The sequence below is a fragment of the Pseudolysinimonas sp. genome (assembly GCF_049651805.1).
Lineage (GTDB): Bacteria > Actinomycetota > Actinomycetes > Actinomycetales > Microbacteriaceae > Pseudolysinimonas_A.
In genome coordinates, this window is record NZ_JBASCU010000038.1 from 17,288 (window position 1) to 40,593 (window position 23,306).

At 68.9% G+C, this 23,306-nt stretch carries 25 protein-coding genes; 12 read left to right on the forward strand and 13 right to left on the reverse strand.

Going from position 1 to position 23,306, the window contains the following annotated elements:
* The first annotated feature begins 20 nt into the window (after positions 1-20).
* Entirely contained in the window at positions 21-1,313 is a 1,293-nt protein-coding gene (locus WBL06_RS09710) for an MFS transporter (RefSeq protein WP_424455792.1), read from the forward strand.
* Here the strand turns inward: WBL06_RS09710 and WBL06_RS09715 are convergent.
* Together WBL06_RS09715 and WBL06_RS09720 are read right to left on the reverse strand one after the other, a co-directional pair.
* Positions 1,310-2,284, reverse strand: coding sequence for a DUF1648 domain-containing protein (locus WBL06_RS09715; RefSeq protein WP_424455793.1), 975 nt, complete (start codon positions 2,282-2,284; stop codon positions 1,310-1,312). The genes WBL06_RS09710 and WBL06_RS09715 overlap by 4 nt on opposite strands.
* Positions 2,281-2,634 carry a GntR family transcriptional regulator gene (locus WBL06_RS09720; RefSeq protein ID WP_424455794.1) on the reverse strand — a complete coding sequence of 118 codons (354 nt, stop codon included), beginning with the start codon at positions 2,632-2,634 and terminating at the stop codon, positions 2,281-2,283. The genes WBL06_RS09715 and WBL06_RS09720 overlap by 4 nt, the downstream gene beginning before the upstream one ends.
* A 128-nt stretch (positions 2,635-2,762) precedes the next feature.
* On the opposite strand from WBL06_RS09720, the gene WBL06_RS09725 reads away from it, so the two are divergent.
* From WBL06_RS09725 to WBL06_RS09740, 4 genes are all read left to right on the forward strand, one after another.
* Entirely contained in the window at positions 2,763-3,362 is a 600-nt protein-coding gene (locus tag WBL06_RS09725; RefSeq protein ID WP_424455795.1) for a hypothetical protein, read from the forward strand.
* Positions 3,363-3,375: 13 nt separating this feature from the next.
* Complete coding sequence (locus WBL06_RS09730; protein WP_424455796.1) at positions 3,376-3,966, forward strand: hypothetical protein; 591 nt, start codon at positions 3,376-3,378, stop codon at positions 3,964-3,966.
* A 26-nt stretch (positions 3,967-3,992) separates the two neighbouring features.
* Positions 3,993-5,036 (forward strand): hypothetical protein, encoded by a 1,044-nt coding sequence (locus tag WBL06_RS09735; protein WP_424455797.1) that lies wholly within the window; start codon positions 3,993-3,995, stop codon positions 5,034-5,036.
* 109 nt (positions 5,037-5,145) lie between these two features.
* Positions 5,146-5,556: a hypothetical protein gene (locus WBL06_RS09740; RefSeq protein ID WP_424455798.1), complete on the forward strand. Its 411-nt coding sequence runs from the start codon at positions 5,146-5,148 to the stop codon at positions 5,554-5,556.
* A gap of 2 nt (positions 5,557-5,558) precedes the next feature.
* Here the strand turns inward: WBL06_RS09740 and WBL06_RS09745 are convergent, their stop codons facing one another.
* The gene (locus WBL06_RS09745; RefSeq protein ID WP_424455799.1) at positions 5,559-6,215 is read right to left on the reverse strand and encodes a response regulator transcription factor; all 657 of its coding nucleotides are present in this window, start codon (positions 6,213-6,215) and stop codon (positions 5,559-5,561) included.
* Positions 6,212-7,543: a sensor histidine kinase gene (locus tag WBL06_RS09750; RefSeq protein ID WP_424455800.1), complete on the reverse strand. Its 1,332-nt coding sequence runs from the start codon at positions 7,541-7,543 to the stop codon at positions 6,212-6,214. Before WBL06_RS09750 ends, WBL06_RS09745 begins: the two co-directional genes overlap by 4 nt.
* Before the next feature lie 226 nt (positions 7,544-7,769).
* Between WBL06_RS09750 and valS the strand changes: the two genes are divergently transcribed.
* Genes valS through WBL06_RS09765 form a run of 3 tightly spaced genes read left to right on the forward strand, consistent with a single transcriptional unit; the run spans position 7,770 to position 11,337 of the window.
* Positions 7,770-10,388 carry a valine--tRNA ligase gene (gene valS / locus WBL06_RS09755; RefSeq protein ID WP_424455801.1) on the forward strand — a complete coding sequence of 873 codons (2,619 nt, stop codon included), beginning with the start codon at positions 7,770-7,772 and terminating at the stop codon, positions 10,386-10,388.
* On the forward strand, positions 10,385-10,828 hold the full coding sequence (locus tag WBL06_RS09760) for an N-acetyltransferase family protein (protein WP_424455802.1): 444 nt from the start codon (positions 10,385-10,387) through the stop codon (positions 10,826-10,828). The genes valS and WBL06_RS09760 overlap by 4 nt, the downstream gene beginning before the upstream one ends.
* Positions 10,825-11,337: a hypothetical protein gene (locus tag WBL06_RS09765; protein ID WP_424455803.1), complete on the forward strand. Its 513-nt coding sequence runs from the start codon at positions 10,825-10,827 to the stop codon at positions 11,335-11,337. Before WBL06_RS09760 ends, WBL06_RS09765 begins: the two co-directional genes overlap by 4 nt.
* On the opposite strand, the gene WBL06_RS09770 is transcribed toward WBL06_RS09765, so the two are convergent.
* Positions 11,334-11,465 (reverse strand): hypothetical protein, encoded by a 132-nt coding sequence (locus WBL06_RS09770; protein WP_424455804.1) that lies wholly within the window; start codon positions 11,463-11,465, stop codon positions 11,334-11,336. The genes WBL06_RS09765 and WBL06_RS09770 overlap by 4 nt on opposite strands.
* Before the next feature lie 288 nt (positions 11,466-11,753).
* Between WBL06_RS09770 and WBL06_RS09775 the strand changes: the two genes are divergently transcribed.
* Positions 11,754-11,987, forward strand: a complete 234-nt coding sequence (locus tag WBL06_RS09775) for a hypothetical protein (RefSeq protein ID WP_424455805.1) — start codon at positions 11,754-11,756, stop codon at positions 11,985-11,987.
* 21 nt (positions 11,988-12,008) lie between these two features.
* On the opposite strand, the gene WBL06_RS09780 is transcribed toward WBL06_RS09775, so the two are convergent.
* Positions 12,009-12,230 carry a hypothetical protein gene (locus tag WBL06_RS09780; protein ID WP_424455806.1) on the reverse strand — a complete coding sequence of 74 codons (222 nt, stop codon included), beginning with the start codon at positions 12,228-12,230 and terminating at the stop codon, positions 12,009-12,011.
* A complete protein-coding gene (locus WBL06_RS09785) occupies positions 12,230-12,856 on the reverse strand; it encodes an ArsR/SmtB family transcription factor (RefSeq protein ID WP_424455807.1) in 627 nt (208 codons plus the stop codon). Before WBL06_RS09785 ends, WBL06_RS09780 begins: the two co-directional genes overlap by 1 nt.
* A gap of 119 nt (positions 12,857-12,975) precedes the next feature.
* Here WBL06_RS09785 and WBL06_RS09790 point away from each other — a divergent pair, with 119 nt between their 5' ends.
* A complete protein-coding gene (locus tag WBL06_RS09790) occupies positions 12,976-15,003 on the forward strand; it encodes a M3 family metallopeptidase (RefSeq protein WP_424455808.1) in 2,028 nt (675 codons plus the stop codon).
* Positions 15,004-15,083: 80 nt separating this feature from the next.
* Here the strand turns inward: WBL06_RS09790 and WBL06_RS09795 are convergent, their stop codons facing one another.
* Entirely contained in the window at positions 15,084-15,455 is a 372-nt protein-coding gene (locus WBL06_RS09795) for a type II toxin-antitoxin system death-on-curing family toxin (protein WP_424455809.1), read from the reverse strand.
* The gene (locus WBL06_RS09800; protein ID WP_424455810.1) at positions 15,452-15,658 is read right to left on the reverse strand and encodes a hypothetical protein; all 207 of its coding nucleotides are present in this window, start codon (positions 15,656-15,658) and stop codon (positions 15,452-15,454) included. Before WBL06_RS09800 ends, WBL06_RS09795 begins: the two co-directional genes overlap by 4 nt.
* Before the next feature lie 85 nt (positions 15,659-15,743).
* On the opposite strand from WBL06_RS09800, the gene WBL06_RS09805 reads away from it, so the two are divergent.
* Both WBL06_RS09805 and WBL06_RS09810 read left to right on the forward strand, forming a co-directional pair.
* Entirely contained in the window at positions 15,744-16,391 is a 648-nt protein-coding gene (locus WBL06_RS09805; protein WP_424455811.1) for a GntR family transcriptional regulator, read from the forward strand.
* Positions 16,392-16,419: 28 nt separating this feature from the next.
* Positions 16,420-17,430, forward strand: coding sequence for a 1-aminocyclopropane-1-carboxylate deaminase (locus tag WBL06_RS09810; protein ID WP_424455812.1), 1,011 nt, complete (start codon positions 16,420-16,422; stop codon positions 17,428-17,430).
* Here the strand turns inward: WBL06_RS09810 and WBL06_RS09815 are convergent.
* The 4 genes from WBL06_RS09815 to WBL06_RS09830 form a co-directional block, all read right to left on the reverse strand.
* Complete coding sequence (locus WBL06_RS09815; RefSeq protein WP_424455813.1) at positions 17,420-18,604, reverse strand: benzoate/H(+) symporter BenE family transporter; 1,185 nt, start codon at positions 18,602-18,604, stop codon at positions 17,420-17,422. The two genes, WBL06_RS09810 and WBL06_RS09815, sit on opposite strands and share 11 nt — an antisense overlap.
* Positions 18,605-18,628: 24 nt before the next feature.
* Positions 18,629-20,833, reverse strand: a complete 2,205-nt coding sequence (locus WBL06_RS09820; RefSeq protein WP_424455814.1) for a TIM-barrel domain-containing protein — start codon at positions 20,831-20,833, stop codon at positions 18,629-18,631.
* Complete coding sequence (locus tag WBL06_RS09825; protein ID WP_424455815.1) at positions 20,830-21,951, reverse strand: glycoside hydrolase family 15 protein; 1,122 nt, start codon at positions 21,949-21,951, stop codon at positions 20,830-20,832. The genes WBL06_RS09820 and WBL06_RS09825 overlap by 4 nt, the downstream gene beginning before the upstream one ends.
* Positions 21,952-22,040: 89 nt before the next feature.
* Positions 22,041-23,279 carry an ABC transporter substrate-binding protein gene (locus tag WBL06_RS09830; RefSeq protein ID WP_424455816.1) on the reverse strand — a complete coding sequence of 413 codons (1,239 nt, stop codon included), beginning with the start codon at positions 23,277-23,279 and terminating at the stop codon, positions 22,041-22,043.
* Between the last annotated feature and the right edge of the window lie 27 nt (positions 23,280-23,306).

A 23,306-nucleotide genomic window follows, 5' to 3' on the forward strand; every position in this document is an offset into this window, starting at 1 on the left:
CGACATTAGGCTCGCGGATCGTGACCACCACCACACCTCCCAAGGTTCGCAATCCGATCAGGGTGCTGTGGGCATCCCTCGTCGGAACTTCGCTCGAGTCCTACGACTTCTACGTGTTCTCCTACCTCAGCGCGTTCTTCCTCGGACCGCTGTTCTTCGAGCCGCTCGGCGTCTTCGGCGGCACGCTCGCGGCGTTCCTGACGAACGCCCTCGGCTTCGTGGCCCGGCCGCTCGGCGCGATCGTGTTCGGGCACCTCGGCGACCGCATCGGGCGACGGATGACGCTCATCCTGACGATCACGATCATGGGGGTCGCGACCGGACTCATCGGCCTGCTGCCCGACTACGCGACGGCCGGCTATCTCGGTGCCGTGCTGCTCGTGACCCTGCGCCTCATCCAGGGCTTCTCTCTCGGCGGCGAGTGGGGCGGCGCGATCCTGCTCGCGACCGAGTCGGCCGACACGAAGAAGCACGGCTTCTACGCGGCGTTCCCGCAGCTCGGGTCGCCGATCGGCTCGATCCTCACGGCGGCCCTCTACCTGTCGCTGCCGGTGCTGCTGAGCATGGACGACCTGCTGTCGTGGGGCTGGCGCATCCCGTTCCTCATCGCCTTCCCGCTGCTCGCCGTGTCGCTCTGGCTGCGGTTCAAGATCGACGAGACGCCGGTCTTCACCGAACTCGTCGAGAAGCAGCAGCGGGAGCGGGTGCCGCTCGCCGTCGTCTTCCGCACGAAGCCGCTGGCGCTCCTCCTCGGTGTCGGCGCGGCACTGCTCGGCATCGGGTCGTACTCGCTGATGAACACCTACACCCTCAACTACGGGGCGGCGCAGCTCGGCTACGACTATGTGCAACTGCTCACCGCGACGACGATCGGGGCGCTGCTGCAACTCGTCACCATCCCGCTGTTCGGGGCCTTGGCCAACCGAATCGGGTCGGCTCGGGTCGTGCTGATCGGGGCCATCGGCACGCTGTTGGTGGCGTTCCCGATCTACTTCCTGCTGCAGGATGCCTCATTCGAGGTGCTCGTGGGCATGATGATCATCGGGGGAATCCTGCCGACGATGGCCTGGGCGGCGCTCGGCGGACTGCTCTCGGAACTGTTCGGCGCCCGCATCCGCTACTCGGCGATCTCGTTCGCCTACGCCATCGCGGCGATCATCTCGGGATTCGTGCTGCCGCTCACGCTCACGTTCGGCGAGGCCGTCGGATACGCCTGGTGGCATCCCGGAGTCGTGCTCGCGGCGATGTCCCTGATCACCGCCGTGAGCGCGTACTTCGCGGGGCGCCGCACCCAGCCGATCGAGCAGCTCTAGCCGCGTTCCGTCGCCCGATGCGCGACGGCACTGAGCAGTCGCGCGGCGGTGCCTGCGTCGTCCACCGTGACGACTAGGGCACCGCCGTCGCGATTCTGCACCTCGAGCGCTTCACCGGAACGCATGATGATGCCGAGCCGACGCCCCCGTCCGAAGCGGATGCCCCATCCGCCGAACTCGCCGAGCGCTGTCGCGCGCGTCGTGCCGGCCTGCGCGATCTCGTCGGCGGCAACGTGGAACCGCGGCCACCCGGTGGCGCTGCGCACGGTCAGGCCGGTCGCGTCGGCGCGCACCGTCCAGTACGAGGTCGTCAGCAGCAGGGCGAGCACCAGCACGGGCACGCCCAGAACGGCGGCGGCGGCACCGTCGGTGACGATCGCGGCGAATACTCCGGCAGCCGCCGACAGCAGGATCGCGAGAACGACCACGATGAGGCCCGGAGTCGCGAGGCGGGTGCGCCCCAGCCAGACCGCCCGCTCGCCGTCGGCGATCGGCAACGGTTCGGCCGGCGTGCCGACCGGCTCGACGGGCACGATCGGCGGCGCGAACGCCCAAGCGAGCACGGCGACCGGGAGTGAGACTCCGAACGCCAGCAGCGGGCCCAGCCCGACCGGGGGCGGGGCGGCCCCGGCATCCTGTTGACCGAAGATCATCCAGCCACCGAGCAGGACGAGAAAGACTGCGAGCCACAGCGACACCACGGCGAGCGTCTTCTGCGTGAACGACACCCCGTCGCGCCGGGTGGCGAACAGGGGGATGCCGAATGCGAGCGGGGTGAGCACCCCGACGATCGCGAGCACGAGCACTGTCACCCACGCCGGGGCGTAACCGTCGGGCTCGCCGCTCGGCCCCCAGTGCACGGCGATGTCGCGCGCGGGAACGAACGGCACGATGACGAGGATGCCGACGAGCGTCACGACCAGCGGCACCAGGATGGCGATCACAGCGAGTGGAAGGCGGGGGCGGTTCATGCGGGGTAGGCCTCTCGGATCATGGCGACCAGAGTCGCGGGGGCGACGCCGAGACGGTGTGCCTCGGCAGTGAGGGAACGCACGGCATCGAGCAGTTCGACGGGCGGTGCCGCCAGGTCGGTGACGATCGCGCCCCGACCGCGGCGGAGGTCGATCAGCCCTTCGTCGCGCAGCTCCTGATAGGCGCGCAACACGGTGTGCACGTTGATGTCGAGGGATGCGGCGAGCTCGCGAGCGGCGGGCAGCCGGTCGCCGGGACGCAGCGCACCGCGTCCGACCTCGGCGCGTACGGCGGCGGCGAGCTGGTCGAAGAGACTGTCGCCAGAGCTGGGGTCGATGCGAATGAGCACGCCCTGATCATATATTTCTATTTGCAATAGAACAACTGGCACCTCCATCCATCGTTGCTCACGATTCCTGCGCGGCCCTAGGCTGTGGTCCGTCCGGGGGCAGCGCCCGGCGCGAGGCGAGGATCAGCATGACCGACGACACCCCGACCCAGCGGCTTCCTGAAACGACGGATGCCACCGGAGAGTTGGTCGAAGAGCGCAAGAAGTCGAAGGCGCTGCTGTTCACTCTCGTCGGTGTCGGCGCGGCCCTGCTGATCGCGATCATCGTGCTGCTGATCATCCTGTTCGGCGGCGGCAAAGCGACGCCCGACAGCACCCCGACCGCCTCCGACACCCCAACCGTCAGCCCGACGCCGAGCGACTCCCCGACGCCGACGCCGACGCCGACTCCGACCCCGACCCCCACGCCGGATGCGGATCCCCCGCCTCCCCCGCCGCCCTCAGACATCGTCAGCTACACGGTGACCAATAAGACTGTGGATTGCTCCAGCGGCAATCCCGTTCAGATCACCTTCAACTGGAACACGACGGGTGAGAGTGTCAGTTTCGGCGTCGGTACCGACTTCGCCGACTCGCAACCGTACGAGTCCGGTTTGCCGGCTGTGGGTGGCAAGACGATCGACTACCAGTGCGGGCAGTCCGGCAGCCAGCAGAAGTACTCGATCGCCGTGTTCCACAACGGCCAGGTCATCGCGCGTCAGACGATGATCGTTAAGGAAACCAACTGACCGGGAGGTCACGATGAGCACGGTTCCGCTTCCGACCTCCGATCCCGGCGCGCCGACCCCAACGGCGGGCGGGCGAAACCGTCTCATCCTGATCCTGGGAATCGTCGCGGGGCTGCTGCTGCTCACGGTCGTCGCGGTAGTGTTCCTGCTGATCGGGCGGGGCAGCGCCGTGCCGAGCGCCGGCGAGACGCCGACCCCGTCGACCACCGCGAGCGAGTCGCCCACGCCGATGGCGACCGCCGAGGAGCAACCCGACGCGACCCAGGCGCCGGTCGATAACTCGACCCGGTTCACCAACTTCTCGGCCGACCTCACCGTCGAGTGCGACCCGACGGGTGAGCAGGACAAGCCCGAGATCACCTTCTCGTGGACCGCCGTCAACGCCGTCGAAGCCTGGTACACCCCGAGCGACGACGACGCCAAAGACGACAACTACATGCAGTTCCCGGACGCGAATGCGGGAACCCAGAACGATCTGACCGACGAGCACCTCTTTCCGTGCAACCACGACCAGTACCTCGACGTGACCATCACCCTGGTCGGGCCGAACGGCGAGCACGTCAGCCGGCGCGTCGTCTACGAAGACGTCAACTGGCAGGGCTGAGCAACCCTCGCAGCTAAAATCAGGGGATGCGTCGTCCCCTGCTCATCGGGCTCATCGCCGGGGCTCTGGCCGTCGTCATCCTGACGATCGTCGGTGTGCTCGTGGTCAGCTCGGTCATCGACCGCAATGACGCGATCGCCGAGCATCGGGTCGCCGCAGGGGCCCTCGCCGACGCCGTTGCGGCATCCGAAACCGCCGTCGCGGAAGCCGATGACGTGCTCGCGTTGGCGACCGATCCGCTGCTCGACGCCGGCGCCCTCGACGCACTGAGTAGCGACCGGGATGCCGCCGCCGAGACGCTCGAATCGGCCGACGAGATGCTGGGGATCGATCCCGCATCCCTCGACACCGAGTCGGTGCGCGACCTCACCGACGACCTCCGCATCGTCACCGTCGATGCGCGTGGCGATGACGACATCGTGTACGGGTCGACCGAAGCCGTCGCCGGGCTCGCCGCAGCGACCGGGCATGCGGTCGACACCGAGAACTTCGACGCCGAGAACCAGCCGCGAATCGCGTTCCGCTACGCCCTCGCCGACCTCGACCTCGCCGAGGACGATCAGACCGCCGACTACCTGATCGGCTACCTCGACGCCGCGCACGCGCTCGAGGCATCCCACGCGGAAGAGATCGCCGAGAAGGCGGGGCCACTGCTCGACCGACGACTTGCGGTACAGGAGTTCGCGCGCGCATACTCCAGCGGCGTGCTGCTCGACTTCGACTGGGCGCCCACCGTGAACGGGTACGGCACTGGGGGCAGCTACGGTGGCACCAGCTACTGGTCCTCGTCCGACGGCGGCTACGCCACCATCACCTTCTCGGACAGCGTCGCCACCCTGTGGCCCGGCATCGGAGTGCAGTCACTCGCCATTCACGAGGTCGGCCACGCCGTGCTCGCCCGAAGCGACTGCAACACCCTGTTCTTCGACTCGGAATTCGCGGCGGGCGGCGAGGAGCCATGGGCGACCGCCTGGGCGATCGGGTTGGGCTACACCGCCGATGGCAACGGCGAGTCGGTCTACGGGCGCCCGCCCGACGAACTCATCTCCATGTCGACCCAGTGCCGCTGACCAGCCCAGTGCCGCTGATCAACCCCGTGCCGCTGACAACCCCGTGCCGCTGACCGACTCCCCCAACCGGGGGGTCGACCGCGGACGGCCGGCGGAGGATGATGGACGGATGCGTCTCCCCCGCGCATCAGCAGTGATCGTGGCACTCTCGACGTTCGTCGCCGTCGCCATGGTCGCGGCTTTGGCGAGCCAGCTCGCCCCCCTCGACCGCGCGGGCGCGATCCTCCCCGATGGCCCGATCACGACCGAGGGTCAACCCGCCGACACCGGCTCGAGCGCCGAGACGCCGACGGGAGGCGACGACCCTGCTCCTGAAAACCCGGGCGCCGCCGCGCCGGAACCCGGGACCGGATCGACGGGCGAGTCCACCACCGTCGTCGTCCCCGCGCCCGCAGAGACGGTCGAGCCCGACCCGGAACCCGAACCGAGTGGCCCTCCCGAGAGCCCCGGCAACAGCGGCAACGCCCCTGGGCAATCCGGCGCTCCCGGCAACAACGGCAACTCGCCGGGCAAGCCGTAGCGTCAGACCAGCCGGTACCCCGCGCCGCGCACCGTCTCGATGCGTTCCGGGCCGAGTTTCGTGCGCAGGTACCGCACGTAGACGTCGACGACGTTCGACCCCGGATCGAAGTCATAGCCCCAGACCCGGCTCAACAGCTGCTCCCTGCTGAGCACCTGACCCGCGTGCCGCAGGAGCTCCTCGATGAGCGCGAACTCACGCGCTGATAGCTCGATGTCGCGATCGCCGATCGTGGCCTTCCGCTCGAGCAGGTCGAGCACGAGGCCATCGTGTTCGAGCCGCGTCGGCACCGCGCGTTCGCGGTCGCGGATGCGGGCGCGGATGCGGGCGAGCAGCTCGTCGAAGGTGAACGGCTTCGGGATGTAGTCATCTGCGCCGCCGTCGAGTCCGGCGACCAGGTCGCGCGCGCTGTCCCGGGCGGTGAGCGCGATCACGGGCACTGTCGACCCGTCGGCCCGCAACCGGGCGAGCACCTCGAGGCCGCTGATATCGGGCAGGCCGATATCGAGCAACACGAGGTCGATGTCGCCCGAGCGCAGTATCTCAAGAGCCTCATGGCCGGAGCTCGTCGAACTCACCAGATACCCCGCCGCCGTCAGGCCGCGATGCACGAACGAGACGATGCGCTCCTCGTCTTCGACGATCAGTACATGCGTCATGCGGCCCCTTCCGTCGGAATGTCGATCACGAACCGTGCGCCGTCGCCGGGCGACTCCACCCGTGCGTTGCCACCATGCGCGTGCGCGATCCCTTCGACGATCGCCAGGCCCAGCCCGGACCCCCGGGCCGACCCGTCGGTCGAACGCGCGAACCGCTCGAAGATGCGGCGCTCCTGGCCGGGCCGGATGCCGGGGCCGTAGTCCCGCACCCACAGCTCGGCGTTGCCGTCGGCGATGCGGCTGCCGATCTCGATCGGCGTGCCCGCGGGCGCGTACTTGGCCGCGTTGTCGGCGAGCTGCAGCCACGCTTGGGTGATGAGAGCGCGATCCATCGGCACGGTACCCTCACCGATCTCGGTCGCGCTCCAGGAGTGTCCGGGAATCACGTTCGCGAGGGCTGCGATGTCGCGGGTCAGCTGGCCCAGGTCGGTGTCTTGCACGTCGGGAACGGTCGCACGCATCTCGGCGAGAGTCGCCAGGCCGTCGACGAGGCCGGCCATGCGCTGCAGTTCGTCGATCGCGAGTTCGACGGTGGCGCGAACGTCGGCGGGGTCGGCGGCGTCGACGAGTTCGAGGTGCCCGCGGATCACGGTGAGCGGGGTGCGCAGCTCGTGACGCACGTCGTCGAGCAGCTCGCGCTGGTTGCGCAGGGCGGTGTCGAGGCGGTCGAGCATCTCGTTGACGGTTTCGGTGAGGCGCGAGATGTCGTCATTGCCCTCGACCGGGATGCGCTCGCGCACGTCGCTGGCGGTGATGCGGTCGGCTGTCTCACGCAGTCGACGCACCGGGCGCAGCAGCCGCCCGGCGACGAGCCACCCGGCGAGGGCGACGGCGAACAGGGTCGCCCCCGCCACAACCGTGAAGATCGTGAACGCCCGGTTGGTCGGCTCGAGTTCGCGACCGACATCCACCGCGACCAGGTAGACGCCGACGTCGGGCGCGGTGTCGACGAGCACGGGAACCGCGACGTAGCGGATCTCGGCTCCGTCGAGCACGGCGGTGCCGATGCGTGCCGACCCGTCGGCGACCTCGCGCACCACCCGGGTGACGAGAGCCGAGTCCTCGAGCGAGAACGCCACCGCAGTGCCGGGCACCAGAGCGGGTCGACCGTCGACGATCCCGAGGATCGACCCGTTCTGTGGCGCGGGCACCACCGCGAGAATGCGGGCGAGGGCTTCGTGGGCGGTCTCCACCTCGCCGGCCTCCGCCTCGACGACCCCGCGGGCGGCATCCACCTGGCGCTGCAGTTCGGCGTCGATGTCGCGCGCCACCTGGTCGCGCTGCACGAGATAGCTCACACTTCCCGTTACCCCCAGCCCGACGGTCATCACGAGAAGGATCGCCGCCAGAATCCTTGCCCGCACACTCCAGCGGGGTAGCCTCCATCGGCGACCGACCCCGACCATGTGCCCAGTATGACGCGGTGGCGGCGAGCACCGTCGGCGGACTCGGATGAGAGCACTCTCATCCGCAGCTCCGGCTGTAAACTGCACGCACCACAATCAGGCACCTTTTCATCGACGCGGTGCCGCGCATATCGAACCGGAGCACGTCATGACGTCTGCCATTCCCGCCGAATCCGGCATCCCCGAGAAGCCCGCCCTCGAAGGGCTCGAGCCGAAGTGGGCCGACCACTGGGAGCAGGCCGGCACGTACCGGTTCCATCGCGCCGCCGCTCTCGCCGCCGGCAGGGTCTTCAGTATCGACACCCCTCCCCCGACAGCATCCGGCTCACTCCACATCGGGCACGTGTTCTCGTACACCCACATGGACCTCGCGGCGCGATTCCAGCGCATGCGCGGCAAACAGATCTTCTACCCGATGGGCTGGGACGACAACGGCCTGCCGACCGAGCGCCGGGTGCAGAACTACTACGGCGTGCGCTGCGACCCGACCCTGCCGTACGTCGAAGGCTACGTGCCGCCGATGGAGGGTGGCGACAACTCAAGCAGTAAGGCCGCCGACCAGGTGCCGATCTCGCGCCGCAACTTCATCGAATTGTGCGAACGGCTGACGATCGAAGACGAGAAGCAGTTCGAAGACCTTTGGCGGGCGATGGGACTGAGCGTCGACTGGTCGCTCACCTACCGCACGATCGGCGCCGAGGCGCAGATCGTGGCGCAGCGCGCGTTCCTGCGCAACCTCGCCCGCGGCGAGGCGTACCAGGCCGAGGCCCCGACGCTGTGGGACATCACCTTCCGCACCGCCGTGGCGCAGGCCGAACTCGAAGACAAGGAGCAGCCCGCCGCGTACCACGCGGTGACCTTCCACCAACCCGACGGCGGGCGCATCGAGATCGCGACCACCCGCCCGGAACTGCTACCGGCTTGCGTGGCCCTCGTGGCGCATCCCGACGACGAGCGTTACCAGCACCTCTTCGGCACCACGGTGACCACCCCGATCTTCGGCGTCGAGGTGCCCATCGTCGCCCACCGCCTCGCCCAGAAAGACAAGGGCACCGGCATCGCGATGATCTGCACCTTCGGTGACGTGACGGATGTCGTCTGGTGGCGTGAACTCGACCTGCCCAACCGCACCGTGTTGGGTCGCGACGGGCGGTTCCTCGAGGAGGCGCCGGCATCCGACCTGTTCAGCGGCGCCGGACGAGCCGCCTACGCAGAACTCGCGGGCAAGACCGTGTTCAGCGCGAAGGCCCGCGTCGTCGAGTTGCTGCGCGAATCGGGCGACCTGATCGGCGACCCGAAACCGACGACCCACGCGGTGAAGTTCTTCGAGAAGGGCGACAAGCCGCTCGAGATCGTGTCGACGCGCCAGTGGTACATCACCAACGGCGCGCGCGACGAGAAGCTGCGCGAACGACTGCTGGATGCCGGCCGCGCGATCGCCTTCCACCCCGACTTCATGCGGGTGCGCTACGAGAACTGGGTCGGCGGCCTCACCGGCGACTGGCTCATCTCGCGGCAGCGCTTCTTCGGGGTGCCGATCCCCGTCTGGTACCACCTGGATGCCGACGGCGAGCGCGGCCGGGTCATCGTGCCCGCCGAAGAGACGCTTCCCGTGGACCCCTCGACCGATGTGCCCCCGGGGTTCACCGAGGCGCAGCGCGGCGTGCCCGGCGGCTTCGAGGGCGACCTCGACATCATGGACACCTGGGCCACCTCGTCGCTGACGCCGCAGATCGCCGGCGGCTGGGAGAGCGACCCCGAACTGTTCGCGCTGGTCTTCCCGTACTCGCTGCGCTCACAGGGGCAAGACATCATCCGCACCTGGCTGTTCTCGACGGTGCTGCGCGCCCAACTCGAGCACGGCAGCATCCCGTGGACCAACGCGGGCATCTCGGGCTTCATCGTCGACCCCGACCGCAAGAAGATGTCGAAGTCGAAGGGCAACGTCGTCACCCCCGGCGCGATCCTCGATGAGCACGGGGCGGATGCCGTGCGCTACTGGGCAGCGTCGTCGCGGCTGGGCACGGATGCGGCGTTCGATCCGCAGAACCCGAAGCAGATGAAGATCGGCCGGCGCCTCGCCATCAAGGTGCTGAACGCCGCCAAGTTCGTCTACGGTTTTGACGCCTCCACCCTCGTCGGTCGAGTAGGCCCGGAGGGCCGTGCCACTCTCGGTGATCGAGTAGCGCCGGAGGCGCGTGTCGAGATCACGAACCCCCTCGACCTCGACATGCTCGCCGAACTCGCCGAGGTGGTGCGCATCGCAACGAAGGGGTACGAAGAGTACGACCACGCCCGCGCCCTGGAGGCGACCGAGCAGTTCTTCTGGACCTTCTGCGACGACTACCTCGAACTCGTGAAGGAACGCGCCTACTCCGGCGACGCCTCCTCGGTCGCCGCGTTGCGTCTCGCGCTCGACATCATGCTGCGGCTGTTCGCTCCCGTCATCCCGTTCGCCACCGAGGAGGTGTGGTCGTGGACCCACGACGGCTCGGTGCACACCGCCGCGTGGCCCACCCTCGAGGCGGAGGCGCCACGCGGCCTGCTGCCGGCCGTCAGCGCGGCGCTCATCGGCATCCGCCGGGCGAAGACCGAAGCCCAGGCGTCGCAGAAGACCGAAGTGCTGACCGCAACGCTCGCCGGGCCGGCCATCCTCGCGGATGCCGTCGACGACCTGAAGGCGGTGGGCCGCATCGCCCAGCTCGACCTGGTCGAGGCAGACGAGATCGAGGTACGTTCGATCGAACTCGCGGAGGTGACCTCATGAGCGTCAACGTCCGGCCCGTGCAGTCCGGAGATGCCGATGCCTGGCGGCGGTTGTTCCGCGAGTACGGCGTCTTCTACGAGACGTCGTTCGACGACGCCCAGCTCGACCATGTGTGGGGCCTGCTGACGACCGAGGGTTCCGGGGTCGACGCGCTCGTTGCCGAGGTCGGTGGCGCGGTCGTCGGCATCGCGCACTACCGCTCGCATCCCGACACGTTCGGCACCGGGCGCGACTGGTACCTCGACGACCTCTTCACCGATCCGGGGGCCCGCGGCACCGGAGTGGCGAGCGCCCTGATCGATCGGCTCAAGGACCTCTCGCGCGCGACCGGCCCGGGAACCCTGCGCTGGATCACGGCCGAAGACAATGCGACCGCCCAGCGCGTGTACGACCGGCTCGCGAAGCGCACCACCTGGGTCACCTACGAGACCAGAGCGTGAGCCGGGTGGGCGGGATGCGGCTCCTCGTGATCGCGACGGCCGCCCTCGCCCTCGCCCTCGCCGGCTGCACGCCCGGCTCGGCGCCGGCATCCGCCCCGACCCCGCCCATCCCGATCACCCACCCGCACGCGCAGCTCACCTGCCCCGACGTGCCGACGGTGCACTTCGACGAGGATCCGGCCGACGTCGTGGCGGTGCATCGCTGCACGGCCGACTTCCACGACGTGCAGGGCGTGCTCAACCGGGTGCAGTACGTCGACGACCTTCGCGGCGACCCGGCGGGGTTGCTCGCCGCCTACGCCACACCCAACGAGGCGCCGACGCTGGACGGGTGCCACGCGGATCAGGCGGACCCGCTCATCCTCTGGCTCGACCTCGATAGCGGCGAGACGATCGCGGTCTATGCGCCTCTGGACGCCTGCGGCAAACCGCAGGCGGATGCCGCTGACGCCTACGCTGCCGCCGACTTCTACCGAGTGCTGGTCGCGCGCGAGGTGGCGGAGGATTAGGCCGCTTCGGCGAGGGACTTGAGCTTCGCGAGCGACTGCTCGAGAGCCGCCTGCATGCCCTGCTGGGCGACCGCGTCGTACGCCCCGGAGCCGACCTGGCTGTTCATGAGGTCGATCGCGTGATGCATCGCAGCCTGGATCGCCGCCCGCGTAGGTCATCGTCACGGTGAAGCCGAGCGGCGGGTTGAAGTCCTCGATGCGCATGTGCGCGTCGCCGGCCAGCGCGGGGACCGGCCCCGAGGTCTCGAACCCGGAACGCAGCACCGACGGATCGGCGGGCATGAGCCCCGGGCCGCCCGCCCAGGAGGTGAGCTTCTCGGGCTCGATGAGCCAGCGGAACACGTCGGGGGCCGGCTTGGCGATCACGACCTGCGCGGAGGTCTGCATACCCATGCTCGGGAGGTTAGCGTGGAGCCATGCAACTCGGCACGCGGTGGGAGATCGGCGCAGAACCGCCGGCGCGCTTACCCGCCGCAATGGTGGCTGCGGTCGCCGCCGTCGAGATCGACCTCGCGGGCCTCGACACCACGGGATGGCGCTGGACCCTGACGTGGCTGGAGGGCCGGCCCGTCGTGGAACTCGATGACGGGACGACCCTCCGCTATGACCCGGTCGGCGACTCGGTGACAGTCGAGAGTCCGCTCGACTGACACCGCTGGTGTGCTGTCGCCCTATCCGAGGTGGCGAACGAGGCGCTCAACATGCTGCATCCTCGCCTCGTTGCCGGCCTGCCGTTCGTACTCGCGACGCTGAGCATCGCGGTCGACAGGCTGTGAGACCTTGCGGCCCCAATTCTCCAGTGCCCGGCCGAGCCGGACGGCGATCCCGGGGACCCCGGTGATCTGTCGCGTATCCATGAACGTGTACGTCATGGTCGCCTTCCCTTCGTTCATCACTGCTCATCCTTCGCGGAACCACTGACATCGCCGCCCTGTTCGACACCGTCGATGATGGGGAAGACGTCCACATGGATCTGCACCGGGCGAGCGCCTGGCGTTTTCTGATTGCGGTACTTCGCGAGGTGGCTGTCCACCACTGCTGCGAGTTCTTCGGTGAGGTCATTCATCTGTTCGAGCGTGAGTTGCACATTGGCGGTCGAGACGCCGCTCACCTCGATCCACTCCTTGCCCACCGTCTCGAGGCCGTGGGCCAGGAACGCGGCGAGGCGCTTCTGGCGGTTGCGCTGCCACTCCGCCATGACGAGATCGCTCGCCTCGCGGTCAGCGCTCGTCGGGCCGAGTTCTGTCGCGTTGAGCGATATCGGGCGCGGCACCCGCTCCCACCACCGTTCGCGACCGCTGCCGCGTGTGGTGTCTTCGCGCACGAAGCCGTGCTTCTCCAGCTGACGCAGGTGGTAGCTGGTGGCCCCACTCGACTCCCCGAGCCGTTCGGCGAGAGTGCTGGCCGTGGCCGCGCCGTAGGCCGAGAGCACGTCGATGATCGCGACTCGCAGCGGGTGCGCCAGCCCTTTGAGGGCTGCCATCTCGAGAACGATCTCGTCCTTCTTCTTGCTGACCATGCTGCAAAGATACCGTTGCAAAGAGTTCTTTGCAAGCACTTCTTTGCAACATCCTGTTTGCAATCACTTGTTTGCAACGAAACCTTTGCATCCATCTGCCTGCGACATAGGGTTGAGCAATGACCAACCCCTTCCTCGAACCGAGCACCCTCCCCTACCAGTTGCCGCCGTTTGCCGACATCGCCGACGAGCACTACGAGGAGGCCTTCGAGAAGGGCATGGCGGAGCAGCTCGCCGAGATCTCCGCGATCACCCGCAAGCGCGACTTCCCGATGTTCGAGAACACCTTCCCGGCGCTCGAGTCCAGCGGGCAGACCCTGTCGCGCGTGAGCCACGTGTTCTTCAACAAGTCGTCGGCCGACTCCACCGACTTCACCAATGACCTCGAAGAGAAGATCGCCCCCAAGCTCGCGGCGCACCAAGACGCCATCCTGCTCGACTCGTTCCTCTACGGCCGGGTCAAGACCGTGTACGAGACGCTCGACCAGCAAGAGGCACTCACTCCCGAGGATCGCTACCTCGTCGAGCGGTGGTACCTCGAGATGACCCTCGCCGGCGCCGGGCTCGACGACGCCCAGAAAGACCGCCTCAAGGAGCTCAACCAGCAACTCGCCACGCTGACGACGAAGTTCGAGAAGAACCTGCTCGCCGACACCAACGACCTCGCGGTGCATTTCACCGATGTCGCCGACCTCGACGGTCTCGAGGCCGGCGAGATCTCCGCGGCAGCCGAGGCGGCATCCGCGCGTGGCCTGGACGGCTACCTCGTGACGCTCGTGCTGCCGACCGGGCATCCGTTCCTCGCCGCCCTCACCAAGCCCGAGGTGCGCGCCAAGATCATGGCGGCATCCCGTGCTCGCGGCTCGAACGGCGGCGAGCACGACAACCGCGAGATCGTGCTCGAGATCGTGAAGCTGCGTGCCGAGCGCGCCGAGCTGCTCGGCTTCGAGAACCACGCGGCGTACGTCACGAAAGACGAGACCGCAGGCACGCCGGATGCCGTCGCCGCGATGCTGGGCAAGCTCGCGCCCGCCGCGGCGAAGAACGCGAAGGCGGAGCAGGCCGACCTCGAGAAGCTCGCCGGGCATCCGGTCACCGCCGCTGACTGGGCGTACTACACCGAGAAGGTGCGGCAGGAGAGGTACGACGTCGACACCGCGGCGCTGCGCCCCTGGTTCGAGGCGGAGCGGGTGCTGAAGCTCGGCATCTTCGGCGCTGCGAACGCCCTCTACGGCATCACCTTCACCGAGCGCACCGACCTCGTGGGTTACCACCCCGACGTGCGCATCTTCGAGGTCGCCAACGCCGACGGCTCCCCCGTCGGGCTCTACCTGCTCGACCTCTACACCCGCGACTCGAAGCGTGGTGGCGCCTGGATGAACCCGCTCATCTCGCAGAACACCCTGCTGGACCAGCCCGTCGTCGTCGTCAACAACCTCAACGTGCCCAAGCCCGGGGCGGGCGAGCCGACCCTGCTCACCTTCGACGAGGTCAACACCTTCTTCCACGAGTTCGGTCACGCCCTGCACGGGCTCTTCGCCCGGGTCACCTACCCGAAGCTGGCGGGCACGAACGTGTTCCGCGACTTCGTCGAGTTCCCCAGCCAGGTGAACGAGATGTGGATGCTCTGGCCCGAGATCCTCGAGAAGTACGCGATCCATTACGAGACCGGCGAACCGATCGATGCGGGAGTCGTGCAGCGCATCCGCGACTCGGAAACGTTCAACGAAGGCCACGCGACGAGCGAATACCTGGCCGCCGCCCTGCTCGACCAGGCGTGGCACACACTCTCAGCGGCTGAGGCCGCCGCCGTCACCGACGTCGCCTCCTTCGAAGCCGCGGCCCTCGCAAAGGTCGGGCTCGACAACCCGGCCGTTCCGACCCGGTATTCGAGCGCCTACTTCGCCCACACCTTCTCGGGCGGCTACGACGCCGGCTACTACTCCTACATCTGGAGCGAGGTGTTGGATGCCGACACCGTCGAGTGGTTCAAGCAGAACGGCGGCCTCACGCGCTCCAACGGCGACCGCTTCCGGGAGTTGTTGCTCGGCGTCGGCGGATCGAAGGATCCACTGGAGGCCTACCGCGACTTCCGCGGCCGCGACGCGGTGATCGAGCCGTTGCTCAAGCGCCGCGGTCTCGCGTAGCTCGGGCCCCGCCCACTGCATCGATTTGCGTCGAGCGCGCGCGATTACCCAATTGCGCTCGACGCAAATCGATGCACTCGTCAGCGCCGGGGCACCAGATGCGCGCGAATGACGGATGCGGCGGCATCCAGTTCGAAGTCGCCGCGGGCGACGCCGAGCACGAGGTCGAACGCGGTGTCGGTCGGCATGACGACGCGCTGCTCGTTGAGCCGCAAGAACGCGAGCGTCAGGTACCAGGCGAAGCGCTTGTTGCCGTCGAAGAGCGGATGGTTGCGCGCCAGCGAATGCAGCAACGCGGCGGCTTTGCGCTCGAGTTCGGGGTAGGCGTCGACTCCGAACGCGCTCGCTGCCGGTCGAGCGAGAGCTGAGAACAGCAGCCCCTCGTCGCGGATGTGGAAGCCCAGGTGCACGGCGGCCGCGAGGGCATCCTCGGGTTCGAGGTAGACGGTCACGCGTCTTCGAGTCGAGTGATCAATTCGGCGTAGTCGCGGGAGGTCTCGTCGAGGCTCTCGATGACCTGACTGCGACGCGTCTCGCGCGCCACATGGTCTTCGAGCGCGCGGAGCACGACGGCCTGCTTGGAGCTGTGCTGGATTTCCGCGAGCTCCTCAAGCTTGCGGTCCAGATCGACCGGGAGTCGAAGTGTCATCGCCATGACCCGATGGTATCACTCTGATACCATCGCCGCCTGTCCCGCTGCCGTTTTGACTGCGACGCCTAAGTAGTGTCCAATATATTGCATGCCGATTCCCGCGACTCCTGCGGTCGAGCGATCGTTCCTGCGCGAGACGGCCTTCGAACGGCTGCGCGACGCGATCGTCGACGGCACGCTCGAGCCCGGCGAGCGCCTGAGGGATGCCGAACTGGAGTCGTGGCTCGGCGTCAGCCGCACCCCCATCCGCGAAGCCATCCTGGAACTCCGCCGGAGCGGCCTCGTCATCGCGAAGGCCGGCAGCGCGACCGTCGTCGCCCCGATCGACGCGCACGCCACCCGAGACGCTCAAGCCGTGGCCGCGGCTCTGCACGCCCTCGCGGCGCAGACCGCGGTCGGTCGACTCGAGCCCGCCCACCTCGACGCACTCGACGCGGCGAACCGCCGATTCTCCGTCACGCTCGAAGCGGCCGACGTCGACGCGGCGCTCGAGGCCGACGACGACTTCCACGGCATCCTCGTCTCCGCCGCCGGCAACGCGGTGCTCGCCGCGCACGTCGCCCAGGTGACTCCGCTGCTGCGCCGCGTCGAGCGCATCCGCTTCGCATCCCTCGCGTCGCGCGAGTCGGTCGCTCAGCACGGAGCGATCATCGACGCCTGCCGACGGGGCGACGCCGCCGAAGCGGCGCGCCTGAGCGCCGCCAACTGGCACACCCTCGACGGCCACCTCGACTGACCCACCCGCCTCCCACCGAACGGACGACATGCCTCTCAGCGACTTCCCGCGCTACCCGCTCACCTTCGGACCGAGCCCGATCCATCCCCTCGAGCGATTGACCGCCCACCTCGGCGGCGCGACCATCTGGGCCAAGCGCGAAGACGTCGCGTCGGGTCTCGCCTACGGCGGCAACAAGGTGCGCAAGCTCGAGTACCTCGTGCCCGATGCGATCGCCTCCGGCGCCGACACCCTCGTCTCGATCGGCGGATACCAGTCGAACCACACCCGGCAGGTCGCCGCGGTCGCCGCGAAGATCGGCATGAAGGCCGTGCTCGTACAAGAGAAGTGGGTCGACTGGCCCGACCCGCTCAACGACCGCGTCGGCAACATCATGCTGAGCCGCATCATGGGGGCGGAGGTGCGCCTCGACCCGGCCGGCTTCGGCATCGGGTTCAAGACCTCGTGGGAGAGGGCGATCGCCGACGTCGAGGAGCGCGGCGGCATCCCCTACGCGATCCCCGCGGGGGCCTCCGACCACCGGCTGGGCGGCCTCGGCTTCGCGCACTGGGCCGAGGAGGTCGCCCAGCAGGAGGCGGAGCTCGGGATCTTCTTCGACACGATCATCGTCTGCTCGGTGACCGGCTCAACCCACGCCGGCATGATCGCCGGCTTCGCCGGACAGGACCGCCCGCGCCGGGTGATCGGCATCGATGCGAGTGCCAAGATCGATGAGACCCGCGACCAGGTGGCGCGCATCGCCCGTCGCACGGCCGAACTCATCGGCCTCGACCGCGACCTGCGCGACGACGAGATCACCGTGCTCGAAGGGTGGGCCGGGGATCTCTACGGCATCCCGGTCGAGTCGACCATCGAAGCCATCAAGCTCTCCGGGCGGCTCGAGGCGATGATCATCGATCCCGTGTACGAGGGCAAGTCGATGGCGGGACTCATCGACCTCGTCACGAGCGGCGACATCCCGAAGGAGTCGAACGTACTGTACGCCCACCTCGGCGGGCAGCAGGCACTCAACGCCTACAGCGCGCTGTTCACGTCGTAGCCGAGGTCGATCGGCGCGGCCACGGCAGGAACCACAGCATCACGAGCCCGCCGACGAGTAGCGCCCAGAACGCCGAGCCGATGCCGGCGATCGACAAGCCGGAGACCGCGACGAGGAAGGTGACGATTGCGACAAGCCGGTGGGCGGGCTCTTCGAGCGCCGCGGTCACCGCGGCCACGAGCGCGCCGAGCAGGGCGAGCCCGGCGACCGCCGTGATGAGGATGGGCGGACTCGCCGCGACGAGCACCGTCGCGGCGCCCGACAGCAAACCGAGAACCGCGAGCGACCCACCGGCCGACACCGCCGCAACCCACCGCTTCTCGCGGTCGGGGTGAGCGTCGGGTCCGGCCGCCATCGCCGCCGTCATCGCGGCGAGGTTGAGCCCCGCCCCGCCGAACGGAGCGGCGACGAGGCCGCCGGCACCGGTCGCGACGAAGATCGCGCGGGCCGGCGGGTGCTCGAACCCGAAGGTGCGCAGCACCGCGAAGCCGGGGACGTTCTGCCCCGCCATCGTGACGAGGTAGATCGGGATGCCGAGGCCGAACACGATCGCGGGGTCCAGACCCGGCACCACGGGAGCCAAGACCGGGAAACCCCGAGCCCCCGACAGGTCGACGGCGCTGCTGGAGAGCACCACGACGATCACGGTGACGACGACCGCGGCCGGCACCGCGAACCGCGGGGCTAGTCTCACGAGCGCGAGCCAGGTGAGCACGATCGGGAGGGCGAGCAGCGGTTCCTGCACACTCGCGGTGACCGGCGCGAGACAGATGGGAAAGAGGATGCCGGCGAGCATCGCGCTCGCGATCGGCTTCGGGATGCGGGTGACCGTGCGGGCGAGCCACGGCCACAGCCCGGTGATCACGAGCAGTACGCCGCACAGCAGGAACGCGCCGACGGCGCTGCGGAAATCGGCGCTCCCCTCCGATGCGAGCAGCAGCGCCGCGGCTGGCGTCGACCAGACGATCGAGATCGGGATGCGGTACACGGCGCTCAATACGACAGTGACGAGGCCGGGAACGACGCACAACACGAGCAGCCCCGACGCCGCCTCGTCGTCGGTCGCCCCGACATTGCGCAGGCCCGCGATGAGCAGCGCGAACGACGATGCGAACCCGGTGACCCCGGCGACGATGCCCGCGAAGATCGGTTGGGCGAGACCGGCGGGGCGCATCCATTCAGCCTAGAACCGCGCCCGTCAGCGGCCGAAGACGCCACGCATCCGGTGCCAGTCGGCTTCGCGCACCCAGACCGGCGCCTCGTCGATCGGAGTCGCCCGCTCGACGACCCGGCCGCCGTCGATCCGCTCACCGGTGAACGCATCGCGCCATTCCCCCGGAGGCAGGTACGCGGTCGCGGTCGACTCCCCCTCGACGGTGACCGGCGCGACGAGCAGGGCGTCGCCGAGCATCCACTGCAGCGGATGCTGCCACACCTGCGGATCGGTGGGAGCGTCGAAGAACAGCGGGCGCATGAGCGGCTCCCGGCTCGCGACCGCCCGCGCGGCCTCCTCGGCGAGGTACGGCACGAGCCGCTCGCGCAGCTCGGTGAACGCGCGGAACACCGGGATGACCCGCTCGTCACCCGTGCGCTCGGCGATGTTCCACGGAGTGCGGTCGCGCGACGGGGTGCGGTGGTGGTTGAACTCGGAGTGGTACTGCATGATCGGCACGAACGTCGCCGCCGCCGCCGACCGGAGGTACAACTCCGGTGTCGGAACGTCGCCGCTGAATCCCGCGAGATCCCAGCCCCAATAGACGATTCCGGACGCGGCGGCGTTGAGCCCCGCGAACAGCGACCAGCGGAAGGCATCCCAGGTGGAGTTCTCGTCGCCCGCCCAGAATGCACCGTGCGCCTGGCTGCCGGTGAACCCGGCGCGGCTGAAGGTCACCGGGGCCTTGCCCGCGCGGCGCAGCAGGTCTCCGTAGGCCTTCGCGTAATGCACCGGGAAGGTGTTGTTCTTCTCGTCGCCGTGGCGCCCGTCGAGGTAGACGAGTTCGCGGCCCCAGGCGTGCTCGCCGCCGTCGGTCTTGAAGCCGTCGATGCCGATCTCGTCGACGAGGTAGCGGCGCTTCTCGGTCCACCAGCGCGCGGCGCGTTCGTCGGTGAGGTCGGGCATGAGCCCGAGCGGGAACCACCAGCCGCGATTGCGGTACGGGCGCAACGACCCGTCGGGGGCGGGTTCGCGGATCAGCACGTCATCCCGGATGGCGGCAGCGGCATCCTCGGCCACCTGCCCCTTCGGATGCGGGCGCATCTTGATGAGCGGGATCTGCCACAAGTGCACACGGATGTCGCGGCGGTGCAGCTCGTCGGTCATCCCCTTCGGGTCGGGCCACGCGCCATCAGCGGGGAAGTCGAAGTCGGCGAGCTTCTTCGGCCGCGCCCCGTCGGCGACGGCGGACGTCGCGTCGCGCCAGGTCGTGAACGTCGACTCGTCGCTCCAGGCCTCGATGACGATCGACCCGACCGGGATGCCGTGGTCGCGGTGCGCGTCCGCCTGGCGGATGACTTCGGCTTGGGTGTTCCACTCGTTGCCGCTCGCCCACAGCCGGAACACCCAGGCCGGCAGCTCTTCGGCGGCACCGACCCGGTCGAGGAACGCGGCGAGCACTTCGCGAGGCGACCCGTCGAAGAACTCGATCTCGAGGATGCCGTCGGGTGCCGTCTCGGCTTCGACCCAGAACTGGTCGGGCGTCGAGGCGCCGACGTCGAACCAGACCCGGCGCGAGGTGCGCACGTGGAAGCCCCATCCGGAGTCGCCGACGACGTGGGCGAAGGGCATCGGCAGGTAGGTCTTCCGCTCGGCGCCCTGGTTCTTGTACTGCTCGAAGACCATCGAGTCGAGGGTGGTGCCGCGCTGGTCGAGGCGATCGAAGCGCTCCCCGAGCCCGGCGACCCGCTCCCCCGGTGCGAGCGGGATCGCGAACCGCACCCGGCGCACCGCGACGCCGTCCTCGAGCGACGACGCCGAGCCCGGAACGGCGCGTTCCCGACCCACTTCGCGCAGACCGGGCGCACCCTCGGTCCATCCGCTGACGGTCGCGTCGAACCAGCGGGTCTTCTCGGCGGGAGCGCTGAAGCGGTAGCGCAGTCGCTCGCCCCGTCGGAGCCCGTCGAGTTCGGTGCGCCAACCGCCCGCGGCCCGAGCGAGCCGAGCCTGCGCGGAGGCGAGATGCCCGCCGTCGACGACCTGCCCGCGCGAGGTCGTAGCGACCCGTTCGAGGTCGATCGCGGGTTGTGCGACGCCGTCGCGCTGCCACTCGAGTCTCACCGAGGTGACGGATGCCGAGCCGCGCACTCCGAGCACGAGCGGTTCACCTGCCACGGGATCAACGGGCGACCGCTGCTCGGTGTCGACCGAGTAGGGATGTCCCGAACCGAACGGCCGGTGCCGGATCATCGGGTCACCACGTCGAGTTCGACGGCGAGCCGCAGGAACATCGCGTGCGACCACAGCAATGGATCCGCCGACGGCCCCCACCGCTCCACCCACTCGGCGACGAACGTTGGGTCGATCAGGTGATCGTCGACTTGCTCGGGCATCGTCCCGCTCTCCCGAACCGTGCCCGCCGACCAGGCGAGCAACTCGCGGGCCCGCGCCGGATCGCCGGCGTCGAGGTGGGCAAGCCCGATGAAGCAACTCAGGAGCGGCCACTGGCCACCGCCGTAGTAGGTGTCCGTCGTGAAGCGGTGCGCGCCCCCGTCGACGACGAGCTGGCGCTCCAGTTCGGCGAGCGTCGCGCGGCCGAGGTCGGAATCGCCCGCCACGACCCGCAGCGGCGCGATGAGCGCCGCGAGCGAGGCATCAACCGAGGTCGAGCCGATCCACTTCACCAGGTGACCATCGACCGTGCCGCGGTCGCGCACGAGACGCGCTGCGGCATCCGCGGTCTCGGCAGCCGCGCGACGACGGTCGGGGCCGACCAGCTCCGACCGGGCGGCCGCCCTCAGACCCGCCTCGATGCTGCCCAGCGTCGACACGTGCACCTCCTCGACGTGCTCCTCCCACCAGTCGTAGCAGGGGCGGTCCCACGAGGCGATGAGGTAGTCGACGGTGAGCTCGATCGCCCGCCGCCAGGGCGTGACGTCGAGGTCGTGCCGTTCGGCGTGGGTCAGCGCGGCCCAGAGCCACAGCCCGTAGCCGTCGAGCTGGAAGTCCCACCACTCGGTGTCGCCCGCCGCGCCGTCGAGCGTGAAGCGGGTGGGCAGCATCTCGTGGTCGGCGACCGGCGTTCCGGCGTCTGCCGCGGCGACGATGCGATGGATGTCGGGAGCGCGCGCGATGAGCGTGCGGGCGCACCAGCCGAAGAAGGCCGAGGCGGATGCCGTCTCCCCTGCCGCCGACATCGCGTCGGCGATGAACGACCCGTCGCGCAGCCAGGAGTACCCGCGGTAGGCGGAGAAGTTCGGGCTCGCCGGGTAGGCGCCTCCCGGATCCTGAAGCGACAGGATGAGGGCGCGGCTCCGTTCGGCGATCTGCGCGAGATCGTCGGCGAGCATCGGGGGCTGAGGCGGCATGAGGTGAAACTCCGGGGTTCGAGACGGACGAGAAGGCGGTCGGATGCCGGGGCCGGCGGGTGTTCCACCGGCCCCGGCAGGGCGGTCGGCTAGCCGCCGATCACCGCGTTGATGCGCTCCTCGGCGCTCGCGAGAGCCTCCTCGACGGTCTTGCGACCGGCTTGGGCTTCGATCAGCTCCTCGGTGATGATGTCCTGCATCTCGGCCTGACCCTTCGCCACGACGGGCGGCAGCGCGATCCCGTCGAGCGAGTCGAACACGGCCTGGCGGTTCGCCGGGGCGCCCTTCTCGAGGTAGGTCGCGAGTTTCGCGTCGTCCGCGATCGGCGGCAGCTCCCAGCCCGAGTCGAGGCGGATGTCGACCATCGCGTCGGAGGACGTGAGGAACTCGGCCCACTTGGTGGCCGCTTCGACGTGCTCCGACGTCGCACTCACGCCGACCGCGTTGGAGAACACGGCGCTCGCCTGCGTGGTGTTGCCCGGCTCGACGGCGATGTCCCAGGTGAACGGCACGTCGGCGACCGAGGTGAACACCCAGATGCCGGTGTGCAGCATCGCGAGTTTGCCGTCCTTGAACAGGTTGGTGTCGAAGTCCGGAGTTCCCTGGCCCTGCTCGATCGTCGGCATCACGGTGCCGCTCTTGCCGACGAGCCACTCGGCCGCCTCGATGCCCTCGGGCGTGTTGAAGGCGACCGCGGTGCCGTCGGCGTTGAGGAACTCGCCGCCGTTCTGTGCGAGCGCCTTGTAGTACTCGTAGAAGCTCACCGGCTGGTGGTCACCCCACACGCCGGCCGCCTGGTCGGTGAGCGCTTCGGCCGCAGCCCGCTCGTCTTCCCAGGTCCAATCGTTCGTCGGGTAGTCAAGGCCGGCCGCGTCGAACAGGTCGGCGTTGTAGTAGAGCACGACGGCCGAGAACGAACTCGGCAGGGCGTACTGCACTCCACCGGTGGCATACGCCTCGAGCAGCGAGGGCTTGTAAGCGCCCGCGTTCTCCAGCTCGATCGGCGCGAGCACCCCGTTCGCCTGGTACTGCGCGTAGTTGGCGTACTCGATGTCGAAGACGTCGCTCACCGATCCGGCCGCGAGGTCGGTCTGCACGGCGGTGCCATAGTCGCCGTAGGGAAGGGTCGTCACCTCGACGGTGATGTCGGGGTTGGCGTCCTCAAACGCGTCGATGATCGCCTGGAGGTTCTCTTCGTTGCCGTCGTTCGAGATGAAGTTGCTGTACGTGATCGTGACGGGGCCCGAATCGGCGGGCGCCGCGCAACCGCTGAGGGTCAGTGCCGCGACCCCGGTGATGCCGAGGACTGTGGGAAGCAGGTGCTTCATGATGTGCCTATCTCCTTCGATATGGAT